Here is a 14,075-nt window from a genome sequence, read left to right as displayed (position 1 = left end):
CGTCAGCATCCTTACATGGCCAGCCGGGTCGCAATGCCCCCCTTGCCCATTCGTAACGGAGACCGAGTCAAAAGAGACCCAGCCAAGCTTAGTCAGGCAGTCTTGCATGCAAGCGTAGTCGAATATCCAGAACGCAATAATTGTTCAGAATCGCGGCGCCGGCTCAGACGAAAACCCGCACACCAGACAGCAAAACGCCCGGCGTCTGTGGATCAGAGGCCGGGCGTTGTTATTTAGAACGCAGGATTACTGCACTTGCGTGACGCCAGCGAACTTGCTCATCAGGAAGCCGACGAACTGCTCGACGGTCATCTTCTGGCCGTTGAACTCCACCTGATTGGCGGCGTAATGCAGCTTGGTCACGACGTTGGTGCCATCGACGGTCGCCAACTGCGAACCGACGGCCATGCCGGAAAACATGTCGGCACCGGCGCTGGCCTGGTCGACGATGGCTTTGGCATCAGTCTGACCGTCGAGCTGCGCCTGCACGCTGAGCAGATCGATCAGCATCGGCTTGGACACCTGAATGTTCAGGTCCAGCAGCGCGACCAACTGTTTACCCAGTTGATCCGGCGGCAGATCCATCGACTGTGGCTTGGTCAGATCAATCACCAGGCTGGCGCGGCTTTCACCGTTGGCGGTTTTCAGCGACAGGTTTTCCAGCGCGATCTGTGGACTGGCGGCCAGCAGTTTCTGCAGGTCAGCCTTGACCTGTGCCGACTCGGCTTCGGTCAGGTTCAGTTCCGGTGCCGGCAGGCCGGCTTCGGCAGCGGCCGCCGCTTCCTTCTCGTACGGCTGCAATTTGGTCTGGTAGATCTGCATCAGCGACATGGTCGACGGGATGTCGAGGTTCTTCAGGCTCATAGCCATGTTGGCCGAACCGATTTTCTTGTCGTTGAGGGTGACTTCACCCACCTTGTAATCAGCGCGGCCCGAGGCATTGCTGCCGCTCTCTTCGGTGAGGTTCTTCATTTCGAAGTTCTTCACGCCGAGCACCGACTGCTTGGCACCGAAAGTGGTTTTGCTGCTGGTCAGCTCCAGGGTGTTTTCCCCGGTGTAGTAGCCGTAGCTGCTCTTGGTGAGGTTGCTGGCCAGGGTCAGACCGTTGAGTTCGACCTGCACCGGTGCTTGATCCTGCGACACGGTGACCAGTTTCAGGTTGTCCATGTAGCCGTCAGCCTTGACCTTCTGCGCCTGGGCACTGGCGGAGATGTTCATGGTCAGGCCGGAGAATTTCAGGCTCGACTGCTCGTCCAGCGCGGTTTCCAGCGGCAGCAATTCAAGGCTGCTGGTGGTGGATTCGTCGTAGCCGATGTTGGTCACGCCCTTGAGCGGCGCGGCGCCCTTGGTGGCGGCAAACCATTTTTCGGTGGCCGGGCTCTTTTCCAGCTCGTAATTGCTGGTGGCCATGACCGGCAGCCACTTCAGCGATACCAGGCGCGAGAAAGGCAGTGGGCCGTGCTCGATGTGGTCGACGAACAGCAACTCGACCGGCTGGTCGCCGAACATCTCGCCCTCGCCCTTGAGGCGGTAGTGCGCGGTGCTGGTGAAAGTGTGACGCTCCAGCGACACCAGCTCCAGCGACGCGGTGCCATTGGAGCCGGCCATCGCGGTCTGCAGCTCTTTGTTGGCGTTGCTGACGGCGTTGTTCAGTACGCCTTCAATCTTGGTCCCGGTATACCAGGCCCCGCCGGCGCTGATCGCACCGATGGCAACAACAATCCCGAGAAGCACGCCTGCTGATTTATTCATGAATGACCTGATCAATGTCCGTGGCTGTAAGTGTCGTCGTCTTCCCTGAACCCGTGACCGGGTCGCGGCTCGACTCCGCTGAAATTAGCGGTGGAGATTAGCACTGGCAGCGCGAGGCGGCCCAATGTTTAAAGGTTAAAGAGTGTCTATGGGGAGTGTGGACAGCTGACAGGCGGGGAGAGTTGCAGTGTTTTTGAGGACGCTATCGCGAGCAGGCTCACTCCTACAATTGAAATGCGTTCCCCTGTAGGAGTGAGCCTGCTCGCGATAGGGCCACTGGATTCCCAGAAGCTCAGGAATACTGAACCTCGATCTCATCGAGTTGATGATCGAAGCTCTTCAACCGCGCCGTCCAAGTGTAGACCAGCACTTCAAAGTCGCGATCGATCACCGCCCCGCCCGGCCCGTCAGCGCGCGGGTCACAGAAATCCAGCTGATAGCGCTCGCGGGCCATGGCCGTGGCGACATCCGACAGCTCGCGGGCATTGTTGAGCCAGTGCCAGCCTTCGTCGGCAATCTGCTTGTCGAGTTCCAGGCACTGTTTTTTCAAGGCTTCGAGGCTTTTTTCCAGCGGGGTGCCGGTGAGTTCGCCCATGACTTCGGCGAAGGTGCGTCCCGGTTGCCAGTAGCTGCCCCAGAAGTAGCGGTCGAACACGGTTTCGACCCGACGCAGGGCGACTTTGGTGTCCCAGATCAGCACCAGGGTCTTGCCTTGTTCAAGTTGTCTTTTCTTGACCCGCTGCACCTGGATCGACGCCCAGGCCACCACCACGATTGCCATCACCGCGATCAACGCGGTGGCGCTGTCGAGGAAGACCATGGCCTTGTCGATCTGATGGGCCAGCATGATGCCGTAGAAATAGGTGGCCGATAGCAGCACCAGCGCTACAAGGGCGCACCAGAAGCCGAGAGCGTAAGGGTTTTTCATTATTGGTTTCCCCTAGACCAGCGCTAGCAATGTGCGCTGAAAGGGTGCGTTGCACGTGGCACCCCTTCAACACTTCAAAGCATAGCAACGGCTTCAGGGTTTGCTGGCGCTCGAGGCTTGCGTTCGTCCGCTTTCCCAACCGCCACCGAGGGCGAGGAACAAATCGATCTGGCTCATAGCGACCTGGGTGTTGGCGGCGGCCAGTTGCGCGGTGACGTCGGTGTAGGTGCGGGTCGCCTGCAGGTCGGCGAGGAACGACTCGCGCCCGGCCTGGAAGAAGCGGTGGGTCTGGTCCGCCGCCAGTTTCGCCGACTGCTCGGCATCGGCCAGGGCGTCGCGGCGTTGCAGCAGCGCGCTGTATTGGGCCAGACCGGTCTGGGTTTCGCGGATGGCGTTGAGCACCACGCCGTCGAAATGCGCCAGTGCGGCCTGGGTGTTGGCCTCGGCTTCACGGATCCGCGCACGGGCGCCGTTGGTCGGCACCTTCCAACTCAACGACGGGCCGAAGCCCCAGCGGTTGGTCGACGGATCGCCCAAGTCGTCAATAAGACCGACGGTGCCGATGGTCGCGCCGATGCTGATGTCCGGATACAGCTCGCCCGTGGCGACGCCGACGCCCGCTGTCGAGGCCGCCAAGCGACGTTCCGCCTGACGGATATCGGGACGACGCTTGAGCAGCGCCGCACCGTCGCCCACCGGCACCAGTTGGGCAATTTTCGGCAGTTCGGCACAAGTGGCGGTACCGGCCGGCAATTGCTCGACCGGTTTGGCCAGCAGCATCGACAGGCGGAACAACCCGGCCTGACGCGCTGCCTCATAGCGCGGCAGGTCGGCGCGCAACGACTTGAATTGGGTTTGCGAACGGGTGACTTGGGTCTCATCACCACGCCCGGCATCGCGCAGGCGCTGGATCAGCGTGGTGCTCTGCGATTGCAGATCGAGGGAATGCTGGGCAATTTCCCGCTCTTCGTTGGCCGCGCACACTTGGGTGTAGGCGCGAACCACATCGGCCACCAAAGTGATGCGTGCGGTGTCAGCCGCTGCTTGAGTCGCATCGGCGTTAGCCTTCGCGCCTTCGATACCGCGTTGCAGGGTGCCCCACAGATCGAACTGATAAGACGCGCTGATGCCAATATCGCCGACGTTGTCGACCGGGACTTTTTCCGGCAGCAAGAACGCCTGACCGGATTCCTGCAAACGCTGGGCGCCCATCTTTACGCCTGCGCTCCAGCCACCCGCCGCTTCGGCCTCATCGACTTGCGCGCGAGCCCGTTGAAGGTTCGCCGCCGCTACGCGCAAATCCGTGTTGGACGCCATGGCCTGCTGCACCAGTTGATCCAGACGCGGGTCCTTATACAGCCGCCACCAATCCGCCGGCACCGGCGCTGACACCACCGGTTTGCCCTCCACCGCCAGTTCGCCCTGAAAGTCCTTGCGCTGTACCGCCGCGTCAGCGGGCAGGTGATAGTCCGGCCCGACCATCTGACAGGCCGAGAGCATCACGCCCAACCCGGCGATCATCAGGGCCCTGTTCATTGCGCGGGCTCCTGCGTTTTGTCGTCGATGATCGACACGGTCGCGGTCCGCCCGGCGATCATGCGGAAGTCTTCCGGCACCTCGTCAAAGGCGATACGCACTGGAATCCGTTGTGCCAGGCGCACCCAGCTGAACGCCGGGTTGACGTTGGGCAGCAGGTTGTTGCCGCTGGTGCGGTCGCGGTCTTCGATACCGGCGACAATGCTTTCAACATGCCCGCGCAGCTTGGCTTTGTCGCCGATCACGCGGATATCCACCGACTGCCCGACATGAATGCCGTCGAGTTTGGTTTCTTCGAAATAGCCGTCGATGTGGAACGAGTTGCTGTCGACCACCGACAGCACCGGCCGCCCGGCGGTGACGAATTCCTGCACACGCGGCGCGCGGTCGTTGACGTAGCCATCCACCGGGCTGCGGATCACCGAACGGTCGAGGTTGAGCTGGGCGCTGTCCACCGTCACCAGCGCTTCGGCCAGCGCCGATTGCGCCCGGGCGACTTTCGACTGGCTTTCTTCCAGCTGTTCGGCCGGCACCAGGTTGCCCAAGCCACGGTTACGCTTGGCTTCGCGCTGCGCCTGGGCCAGGGTTTCTTCCCGATCGGCGACAGCGGCTTTAGCCTGACGCAGAGCCAGTTTGAAACGGTCCTGGTCGATGCTGAACAGCACCTGGCCGCGTTTGATCAACTGGTTGTCCTTGACCTCGACCTGCTGGATCAGCCCGGACACATCCGGAGCGATCTGGATGATGTCGGCGCGGATGTGGCCGTCGCGGGTCCACGGCGCAAACATGTAATACATCACCATGCGCCAGACGAGGACGACGGCAAAAGTCACGATCAGCAGGGTCAGGACCACGCGACCGATGGTCAGAAACGGTTTTTTCATGTCATCAGGTATCGACTGAGTGAGTCCACGCCGTACAGCATCACGGCGTAGAGGGCCACGTTGAACAATGCCCGGTGCCAGACCAGACGGTAAAAGTGCACACGCGTGAGCACGCCGTGCACCAGCAGAAACAACACATAGGTGATGCCCATCAGCACCAGCAGGGTGGGCAGGAAAATCCCGCTGATATCCAGATCACCGATCATAGGGGCGCTCCATCGGGCAGCGGTTCTTCGGCATCGCCCGTGCTGACGAATTCCACACCGGGCAGCAGCGCCAGGCGCAAACCGCTCAAGGCATGCAACAGGTTTAGCCGGGTTTCTTCATCGCCGTGGCCTTTGAGGGCGCGGCGCGCACGGTCCATGGTCATCAGTAGCGGGCTCGGTGCCGGCAAGCGTTCGCCGGCCTTCAGACACGCGCGAAAATACTCGCCGACCTCAGCCACCACTTGCTGCAGCAGGGCCTTCGGCGCGCCGCTGACCCGTGGCGTGTAAGCCAGCAGATCGAGCAGGTTCAAGCCCACGCGCACTTCACGCATGGCAATCCCGGTGTCCTGACCGGTCATGGCCAGACGCGGCAAGTGCTGCATCAGACGATCGAGCAACTGCACGCCCAGATGCCGATGTTCGGCCAGATTGGCCGGCTCGGTCATGCGCACGATGTCTTTCCAGCTGAAGCGGGTCAGACGTTTGGCGGCCAGCTCGACGCCGAACGGGCGGGCGATCAGGGTCCAGATAAACGCGAACAGCAGGCCCAGAGGGCCGGCCAGGTTGGAGTTCACGAAGGCGAAGAAGTCCGCGTCGTAAGCGCCCTGAATGCTGATGAACGACGAGGTGTTGACCAGCGTCAGGAGCATGCCGAGGAAGAAGCGTGGCTGCACCGTCAGGGTGCCGACACAGATGAACGGAACCGCAAACGCCAGTACCAGCATCGGGAAATCGTGCAGGTTCGGCAGAATCAGAAACAGGTAAAGGCTGGCGAACAGCACCGACATCCCGGTCCAGAAAAAGAACCGGTAGATCTGCGGTGCCGGGTCGTCCATCGAGGCGAAGAAACTGCACGCTACCGCCGCCAGAATCACCGCACTGCCACCGTCCGGCCAGCCGAGCAGAATCCACAGCACCGAAGCGACGATGATCGCCAGAACGGTCGAGGCCACCGAATACAGCATCATCCCGCGGTCGAGAAATGGCGTCAGCCGCCCGAGGCGCCAGTGCCGGTACACCGCGCGCCAGCTGTCCTGGCGCTCGCAGAGAATCGCGTCCTGCAAACTGCGGCAGTCCTGCCACAGATCGATGAATTCGCCGAGGCGATAAATCGCGTTGGAGAACAGCAATTGCTTGCGATCGTCCAGCGCCTCGCAGCTTGGTTGCAGGGCCTGGAGTTGATCCTTGAGCGCCTGCCACCGTTCGAGATCGGCGTCGTTATGGCCGAGCCATTGCTGGGTCGCGGTCAGCAGTGGGGCAAACTTTTCCACCAGTTCCGGTGTGCGTCGCTCAAGGGCATAGAGCGAGTCTTCCAGCGCGTCGATCACCGGCAACAGGTGGATCATCCGCCCGCGCAGCTCCTTGGTGTTGCGCACGGTTTGCGGTCGAGCGCCTTCGTGGGGCAACTGGCCGATCATCAATTCGAGGCTGTTGAAATTGGCGACCATGGCCATGCGCAGCGCGGCGATCTGTTCAGGCTGCACGTCGCGGCTGAGAAACTTCAGGCTGTAGGTGGTGGCGTCAGCGAACCACTTGCCCACCGCGTCGTTGAACACCGGCGCCAAGCGACGCGGCCAGAACATCGCGCCGACCACCGCCGCCACAGCGATGCCGAGAAAAATCTCTTCGGTGCGCGCCTCCGCCACGTCCCACACCGCCAGCGGGTTATCCACGGTCGGCAAGGCAATCAGCGGCAAGGTGTAGCCGGCCAGCATCAGTGCGTAGTTATTGGCGGTACGCAGGTGCAGCGACAGGAACAGCAAAATCCCCGTCCACAAGGCAATCACCACCACCAGCACATACGGACTCTGCACGAACATCGGCACGAACAGCACTGCCGCCGCCGCTCCGAGAAAAGTGCCGATGGCGCGGTACAGCGCCTTGGAGCTGGTCGGCCCGAGAAACGGGCTGGAGACAATGTACACCGTGGCCATCGCCCAATACGGACGCGGCATTTGCATGAGCAAGGCGATGTACAGCGCAATCATCGACGCTGCAAAGGTACGGACCCCGTAGAACCAGTCACGGGCAGGCGGGATGCCAGAGAAAAAACCGTTCAAGAATTGATCACCACAGGCGGATTGGCCGCCTCAAAAGCTCGCAGTATCCGAAGCGTAGCTTCCAGATCACTCTGGTCGATGCCTTCGAGCACTTCATGACGCAGACGCACCAGTTCGATCTCCACCGCTTGCACCAGTTCACGGCCGGTGTCGGTCAGGCTCAGGCACTTGGCCCGACGATCCTGCGCATCTTCGGTGCGGCAGACGTAGCCGGCGTGGCACAACTGATCGAGCAGGCGCACCAGCGACGGACTCTCCATCCCGGCCGCCTGCGCCACCTGCACCTGACGCACACCCTCGCCCAGCCGTCCGATCATCAACAACGGCACGGCGCAGGCTTCGGAGATTCCATAGTTGACCAGCGTGGTCTGGCAGATCTTCCGCCAATGCCTGGCGGCCACCACCATGGCACTGCTGATGTTCATCTGAAGAGCGTCGAGGGAATTCGGCACGGGAAAATGCACACTGTTAGTTTGCTAACTATCAATATCGCATTGGCGGGGAATTTCAGTCAAGTTTTGAAACAAATCTGCCCGTTGGTCGTGCGCACCGTAAACAGATGTGGCCGTTCGCAAAATAATGGTTATCCCTCCCGCCCATTGCGCAACAACACATTCAACTGATCCACCACCTCCGCCCAATCCGCATCATCAAGAATCTCGCCGCGCAAAAAATCCGCCTGGCTTTTGCTCCAGAAAAACGCGTCTGCGAGGTGCAATTCGGGTTTGAGTGGTGAATGGGTGGCGATGAATTGCTCGATGCCAGTCGGGTCGCTGTCCAGTCCCAGTTGCTTGAACAGGGATGGGAGGCTGTGGGTGGGCTGCTCCATGGAGGACTCCTTAAGGAATGCGGTGGATGGGCGATTATTCGCGAGCAAGCCCGCTCCCACAGGGGATTGCGGTCAACCTGTGGGAGCGGGCTTGCTCGCGAAGGCGTCAGTGGCCGCACCACAAAACCTAATGACTCAACTCCTGCACCTGCGCATGCGGCACCATTTTCAGAAACTCGGGCATGCTCATGTGCAGCAGGTAGTTGTGGTTGCCGGCTTCCAGGTAAATGTCTTTCTGCCGGGTCAGCAGCGGGTCGATGACCATGTCCAGGCCGTAGGAATCACCGAGCGGCGGCACCGCACCGCGTTCGCAGTCATCGAAGATATGCGCCAGGTTGCTCTCCCGGGTGATCTGCCATGCGCCGCGAATGCGCACTTTACTCAAGTCCAGGTGCCGGCTGGCCGGCAGCACGGCCATCAGGTAATGCCCGTGATGGTCGTCGAGAATGACCGACTTGGCCACGCGTTCGGCGGGCACCCCGGAAACCCGTGCGGTTTCCAGACTGCTGGCCGAGTGGCGGTGGGCCACGATGTCATATTCGCAATGCGCCCGGTTCAGGCTGCTCTGCACTTTTTTTGCCATACGCATGCTGCACCTCGGTGTCCCGCTGAACGTTGTGCCTGTTCTGCTGAGTCTAGTTCGGCCAGTTGCTGATGAAGGGAAATCCGCTCATTGGACACATCCGCTTATTGATCAAAATTCATACGACGTCAGGCTCAACTAGACTTAAGGAAACACCCCCATGACTCTCCCGGAGGGTCACGTGAACAGCCGATGTTGCACGTTTTTCCTGATACTGCTGGCCAGCGGCTCGGCCCTCGCGGCTGATGTCCTGCCGACGGCGGTCAATCCGCTCGGCCTGTGGCTGATCACCCTTGGCATTGCCTTTCTGATCGCCGAAGCAGCGCTGCCCAACTACGGGGTGATCGGCCTCGGCGGGATCATCATGTTCGTCATCGGCGCGCTGATTCTGGGCAACGCCGAGTTGCCGGTGCCGATGATCATCGGCCTCGGCCTGCTCAGCGCCCTGCTGCTGATCGCATTGATCGTCCGCGCCTTGAAAACCCGCCCGCGCCACGCCGTCAGCGGCGATGCCGGGCTGGTCGGCAGCGTGACGGCGGTGACCACCGTACAAGCGCAAAACGCCCGCAACGGTTGGGTGCAATTGCAGGGTGAACACTGGCAAGTGCACAGCACGACACCGCTGCACGCCGGGCAATCGGTGCGCGTGCTCGGGCGTAAAGGCTTACTGCTGAAAGTCGCCGCGACTGACGCGGTGCGACACGGAGAGTGATCATGGGTCTGCAAATCGGTTTCGTTGCACTGCTGCTGTTGGTGATCGCCCTCGCCGGGTCAACCTTCCGCATCCTGCGTGAGTACGAGCGCGGCGTGGTGTTCCAGCTCGGGCGCTTCTGGCAGGTCAAGGGCCCAGGGCTGATCCTGCTGATTCCGGTGGTGCAGCAAATGGTCCGGGTCGACCTGCGCACCGTGGTCCTCGACGTGCCGCCACAGGATGTGATCACCCGCGACAACGTCTCGGTGAAGGTCAACGCGGTGCTGTACTTCCGCGTGCTCGACCCGCAGAAGGCGATCATTCAGGTCGAAGACTTTCTCTCGGCCACCAGCCAACTGGCGCAGACCACCCTGCGCGCGGTGCTCGGCAAACATGAGCTGGATGAACTGCTGGCCGAACGCGAGCAGTTGAACATCGACATCCAGCAGGTGCTCGACGCCCAGACCGACGCCTGGGGCATCAAGGTCGCCAACGTCGAGATCAAGCACGTCGACCTCAACGAATCGATGGTGCGTGCGATTGCCAAACAGGCCGAAGCCGAACGCGAACGCCGGGCCAAGGTGATCCACGCCGAAGGCGAACTGCAGGCCTCGGAAAAACTCATGCAAGCCGCCGAAATGCTCGGCCGCCAGCCCGGTGCCATGCAATTGCGTTACATGCAGACGCTGAGTTCGATTGCCGGTGACAAGAGCTCGACGATTGTCTTTCCGTTGCCGATCGAGTTGCTCAAGGGGATGGCGGATCTGTCGGGAAAAACCTGACAGCAAAAGATCGCAGCAACTCAAGATTCACAAAGGCATCCTGGGCACATTGCCGAACCCGTTCGCGCAACCACGGCGAAGCCTCGCGGCGCTTGTCTTCGCCATCAGCGACAAAACGCTGGGACGGCTGCTTGGCGTGCTGCACCGTCGCCGCCAACACCTGCTGCCGCTGCTCGGCATTCAAGCGGAAAAAATTCGCCAATCGGCCGGCCATGGCCTCGGGCAATTCGCTGTAGTTCACCAGCAGTCCATCACCCTCACGGCAGTGCAGATAAGCCGACGCCAGCAAGCGACCAAGCCGTCGTGCGATGAAGTCTTCACTGCCGGTAAACGGCAAACCATCGTCGAGCACACAGTTCCCAAGCATCCCCGGCACCATGTGCATCCCCGGACGGCGCACGTGCGACACGGCGATTTCCAGCGGATCGCGGTACACGAACAACCATGGCGTATCGGGAAAGCATGCCTGCAACAGCGGCCACTCGCCGATGTTCCAGGCGTCGAGCTTGATCACCAGTCGCTGCTCGACACCGCGTCGACGTTGACCGTAGGCCGAGAGCAATCCACGGATCGCTGCACGCCGCTCGACTTCGGGCAGCTCACCTCGCAAAAGCGCATCAAGCGGCGGTGGCTCCGAGACCACAATATGGTCATCGAGCCGCGCGAGCATCTGGCTGATCAACGTCGAACCGCAACGCGAGGCGTGCAGGATAAAGGCACTCGGCGCCAACCCCGGGCTTTGCGCTTGCCACTCGGTCAGCACCGACAGCGATGTCTGCCGGCGAAAAGCCTGATTGAACGGCAACCGCAGCGCCTCTTCGACGGCGTCACGAAAAAAAGGCTGATGCAGTGGCGTTTCACCAAACCAGCACCAGTCGACTTGCCACTGCCCCGCCAGCGGCCAGATCCGGATCGGCAACCAACCGTGCAGATTCAGCCGCTCCATTGTTCGTTCCATTGCCGACGACCGCTGCGCATCGCGGCGCGCAGTTCTTCGCGGGAGAATGGCAAGCCGTGTTTGGCGGCCAGCTCCAGAGTGCGCTCGATGAACGACTCAGGCTCCGCCATGTGCTGCAGAGTCGCCGCCAACGCTGCGTCACCTGCAACCAGTCGCTGGAATTGCTGTAACGCCGAATCAGCCGGTTGCGTTGCAGGAGTGTCGCGCAAACCTTCGGCGATCTTCTGCGTGAGCCAGGCCCCGGGCCGGCAGTCGAGCACCAGATGAATCCGCGCGCAGGTATCGAAATTATCCACCCGATGCGCACGAGCAAGATCGAGAAACCAGCACTCCCCCGCCGCCATCAGCACCCGTTGATCATCGAGCCAGAAATCCACTGCAGGTGGGCTGAGCAACGGAATATGCAGGCGCAGATCGGCATCCGGCCCTTCCAGGTCGTAATCACGATGCTCGTGAATTCGCCCGCCCGGCCCCAGTCGCAACAAGCGCGCACAGACGATATCCAGCGTCAGATCGCGCAGCCCCAACCGCCAGCGTTCATCGCACAGCCAAGGCGTGCGCTGCAGCGTTTCGCCGCGCCCGGGCGATAACTCGGTCAGCGCATCGGCGGCCGAAATCAGTGCCACACCGCTCCAGTCGCCCGTGAAGTAATCCGTGTTGAAGTGGCCATGCCATGCCTCTTCGGCAATCGCCTGCAGCGCCTGTAACAGCAGCGGCAAGTCCACCGCCACCGGCAGACGCGAACAGACCGGGCGGCTCATGCCTTGGGCAACACCGCGCATTCGCCAAGCCAGGTCAGCAGCCGATCCAGACAGGCCTCCACAGTCTGCACGCCGGTGTCGAGCACCAGCGAGGGCTGCGCGGGCGGCTCGTACGGTGCCGAAACCCCGGTGAAACCGGCCATTTCGCCACGCCGTGCGCGGGCGTAATGCCCCTTCGGATCACGCTGCTCGCACACCGCCAACGACGCGCTGCACCAGACCTCGCGATAGTCCGCAGCCAAACGCCGAGCGAACACTTCGCGCAGCTCCAGCAACGGCGCGATCATCGCCAGAATCACGATCTGCCCGTTCTCCACCAGCAGCGCTGCCAGCTCGCTGGCACGGCGAATGTTCTCCAGGCGATCGGCGTCGCTGAACCCCAGATCGCGGTTGAGCCCGACCCGCAAGCCGTCGCCATCGAGCACCACGCTGTGCAATCCACGGGCGAATAGCTCGGCGTGCAACGCCTGGGCCAGCGTCGATTTGCCCGCCGCCGGCAGGCCAGTCAACAAAATCGCCGCACCGCGATGGCCGTTGCGGGCTTCGCGTTGCGAGCGGCTGACGCTGGCGACAGGCGCCAGCAGATTATCGGGCAGCGGCATGCGCCACCACAGGCACCGAGATATCCCCCGACGCCCACGCGGACTCGCGGTTGGCCAACGCCGTGGCGATCGACTGCACTTCGGTGGACTGCACCTGATCCGGCAGCGGGTCGAGACCAGCGCTGGCGAAGATCTGTCCATAGGCGTTGCGCAGATCGGCATACGACAAGTCACGGCGCAGGTCGGCTTGCAGGTTGTTCAGCTCGCCCTGAATCAGTTCAAGTTCACCGATACCGGCGGCCTGATGCCGATTGCGCAATTGGCCGACGATCTGCCCGTCGATGTCCGACAGTTGCTGATTGGTCTTGAACTGCCGCAGCGCCTCCTGATAGTTGGCGTTCGCCACATACAGCTGCGCCAGCACCGCGATCGACATCGCCTGCCGCCGGGCGGCGGCGACTTCCTCACCCGCCTTGGCGACGTCGATGGCCGCCGGAGCGGAAATCACGTTGAACAGGTTTCAGGTGACTTTCACGCCGTAGTCGGCCCAACCCTGTTCGACGAGGAACGAGTTGCTGTCGTAATGCCCGCCGGCGGAAAACTCCAGACCCGGCAGCAGGCGCAACATCGCCTTGCGGGTTTCGGCGGCGCTGATGCGGCTCTGATAATCCTGCTCGCGCAGTTCCGGACGGCTGGTCAGGGCTTCCTGCTCGAGTTTGGCCATGGCGACCTTGAGTTCGGGAATCTGATAACCGTCATCGGTCGCCAGCGTCAGGTTGGTGCCCAGCGGCAGGTTGATCAGCGTTGCCAATTCGGTTTTCGCCAGCGACAGGGCGCGGCGCTGTTCTTCCAGTTGCCGCGTGGCTTCGATCAGCGAGCGCTGGTAACCGAGTGCCTGCACCGGGTCGCCGATGCGCTGATCGCTCAGGCTCTGGCTGTCACGCCGGGCGGTGTCGACGCGGGCCATCAGGCTGTCGATCTGCTTGAGCAACCGTTCGGCAGCCATCGCGCGCCAATAGGCTGAGCGCACGTCCTGAACGATGGTGTTGATCACCTTGCGCCGGCGTTCCTGCACGATCAGGCGCTGGTCGCCCTGCTGCTTGGCGCTGATGTAGCTGACGCCGAAGTCGAGGACGTTCCAGACCATGGTCAGGTCGGCGACATCGCGGTCGCGGTCCTGCGAGGTCGAGGGTTCCAGAGACTGAGTGCCGGTGCGCACGCTCTGGCTGCTGGAGGCGTTGACGTTGTTGCGCCCGACGTAACCGGCGTCCAGCGCCATGCGCGGCAGCATGTCGAAACTGGCGAGGTCGAGCTGCCGCTTGGCCAGCGCTTCCTCCATGATCTTCAAACGGCCTTCGAGGTTGTATTTCACCGCGCGGGCCATGGCCTGATGCAGGGTCAGCGGGCCACGCAGCGGCTCCTGATCCTTGTACATGCTCTGCAGGTCGGTTCTGGCCCGCTGCTCACTGACGCTGCGTTCGATCGGCTCACTGGTCACTGCACATCCGCTGATCGCCAGCGCCAGCAGGCTGGCGCCGAACAACTTCTGACTTTTCTTCATCC

At 61.9% G+C, this 14,075-nt stretch carries 14 protein-coding genes and 1 pseudogene; 2 read left to right on the top strand and 13 right to left on the bottom strand.

All coding sequences use genetic code 11. The annotated features are described in order from the left end of the window. Positions 1 to 246: 246 nt before the first annotated feature. From QMX91_RS05910 to QMX91_RS05870, 9 genes are all read right to left on the bottom strand, one after another. Positions 247 to 1,752 carry a YdgA family protein gene (locus QMX91_RS05910; protein ID WP_282412401.1) on the bottom strand — a complete coding sequence of 502 codons (1,506 nt, stop codon included), beginning with the start codon at positions 1,750 to 1,752 and terminating at the stop codon, positions 247 to 249. A gap of 292 nt (positions 1,753 to 2,044) precedes the next feature. Then, positions 2,045 to 2,680, bottom strand: a complete 636-nt coding sequence (locus QMX91_RS05905; RefSeq protein WP_025113416.1) for a hypothetical protein — start codon at positions 2,678 to 2,680, stop codon at positions 2,045 to 2,047. A 93-nt stretch (positions 2,681 to 2,773) separates the two neighbouring features. Further along, the gene (locus QMX91_RS05900) at positions 2,774 to 4,216 is read right to left on the bottom strand and encodes an efflux transporter outer membrane subunit (RefSeq protein WP_282412400.1); all 1,443 of its coding nucleotides are present in this window, start codon (positions 4,214 to 4,216) and stop codon (positions 2,774 to 2,776) included. Then, positions 4,213 to 5,100, bottom strand: a complete 888-nt coding sequence (locus QMX91_RS05895; protein ID WP_097086795.1) for an HlyD family secretion protein — start codon at positions 5,098 to 5,100, stop codon at positions 4,213 to 4,215. Before QMX91_RS05895 ends, QMX91_RS05900 begins: the two co-directional genes overlap by 4 nt. Continuing rightward, positions 5,097 to 5,306, bottom strand: coding sequence for a DUF1656 domain-containing protein (locus QMX91_RS05890; RefSeq protein ID WP_139053649.1), 210 nt, complete (start codon positions 5,304 to 5,306; stop codon positions 5,097 to 5,099). The genes QMX91_RS05895 and QMX91_RS05890 overlap by 4 nt, the downstream gene beginning before the upstream one ends. Beyond that, entirely contained in the window at positions 5,303 to 7,366 is a 2,064-nt protein-coding gene (locus QMX91_RS05885) for an FUSC family protein (RefSeq protein WP_282412399.1), read from the bottom strand. Before QMX91_RS05885 ends, QMX91_RS05890 begins: the two co-directional genes overlap by 4 nt. Continuing rightward, positions 7,363 to 7,791: a MarR family transcriptional regulator gene (locus tag QMX91_RS05880; RefSeq protein WP_282412398.1), complete on the bottom strand. Its 429-nt coding sequence runs from the start codon at positions 7,789 to 7,791 to the stop codon at positions 7,363 to 7,365. The genes QMX91_RS05885 and QMX91_RS05880 overlap by 4 nt, the downstream gene beginning before the upstream one ends. Positions 7,792 to 7,949: 158 nt before the next feature. Next, positions 7,950 to 8,195 carry a DUF2789 domain-containing protein gene (locus QMX91_RS05875; protein ID WP_098966581.1) on the bottom strand — a complete coding sequence of 82 codons (246 nt, stop codon included), beginning with the start codon at positions 8,193 to 8,195 and terminating at the stop codon, positions 7,950 to 7,952. A gap of 127 nt (positions 8,196 to 8,322) precedes the next feature. Next, a complete protein-coding gene (locus QMX91_RS05870) occupies positions 8,323 to 8,784 on the bottom strand; it encodes a YbaK/EbsC family protein (protein ID WP_098966580.1) in 462 nt (153 codons plus the stop codon). A 154-nt stretch (positions 8,785 to 8,938) separates the two neighbouring features. Here QMX91_RS05870 and QMX91_RS05865 point away from each other — a divergent pair, with 154 nt between their 5' ends. After that, positions 8,939 to 9,490, top strand: coding sequence for an NfeD family protein (locus tag QMX91_RS05865; RefSeq protein WP_282412397.1), 552 nt, complete (start codon positions 8,939 to 8,941; stop codon positions 9,488 to 9,490). Between the two features lie 2 nt (positions 9,491 to 9,492). After that, positions 9,493 to 10,251, top strand: coding sequence for a slipin family protein (locus tag QMX91_RS05860; protein WP_041070974.1), 759 nt, complete (start codon positions 9,493 to 9,495; stop codon positions 10,249 to 10,251). Here the strand turns inward: QMX91_RS05860 and QMX91_RS05855 are convergent. From QMX91_RS05855 to QMX91_RS05840, 4 genes and pseudogenes are all read right to left on the bottom strand, one after another. Next, a complete protein-coding gene (locus tag QMX91_RS05855) occupies positions 10,217 to 11,197 on the bottom strand; it encodes a sulfotransferase family protein (protein ID WP_134785136.1) in 981 nt (326 codons plus the stop codon). The genes QMX91_RS05860 and QMX91_RS05855 overlap by 35 nt on opposite strands. Next, positions 11,185 to 11,970, bottom strand: a complete 786-nt coding sequence (locus QMX91_RS05850) for an aspartyl/asparaginyl beta-hydroxylase domain-containing protein (RefSeq protein ID WP_282412408.1) — start codon at positions 11,968 to 11,970, stop codon at positions 11,185 to 11,187. The genes QMX91_RS05855 and QMX91_RS05850 overlap by 13 nt, the downstream gene beginning before the upstream one ends. Continuing rightward, positions 11,967 to 12,572 (bottom strand): adenylyl-sulfate kinase, encoded by a 606-nt coding sequence (cysC, locus tag QMX91_RS05845; RefSeq protein ID WP_134785134.1) that lies wholly within the window; start codon positions 12,570 to 12,572, stop codon positions 11,967 to 11,969. Before cysC ends, QMX91_RS05850 begins: the two co-directional genes overlap by 4 nt. Further along, positions 12,556 to 14,073: pseudogene (locus tag QMX91_RS05840) on the bottom strand (TolC family protein). Before QMX91_RS05840 ends, cysC begins: the two are co-directional and overlap by 17 nt. Positions 14,074 to 14,075: the final 2 nt, after the last annotated feature.

The organism is Pseudomonas sp. PS01299, assembly GCF_029960145.1.
GTDB classification, from domain to species: Bacteria; Pseudomonadota; Gammaproteobacteria; order Pseudomonadales; family Pseudomonadaceae; genus Aquipseudomonas; species Aquipseudomonas putida_A.
Note: the sequence above shows the minus strand (reverse complement) of the source record. Positions and strands in the feature narration are given on the sequence as shown.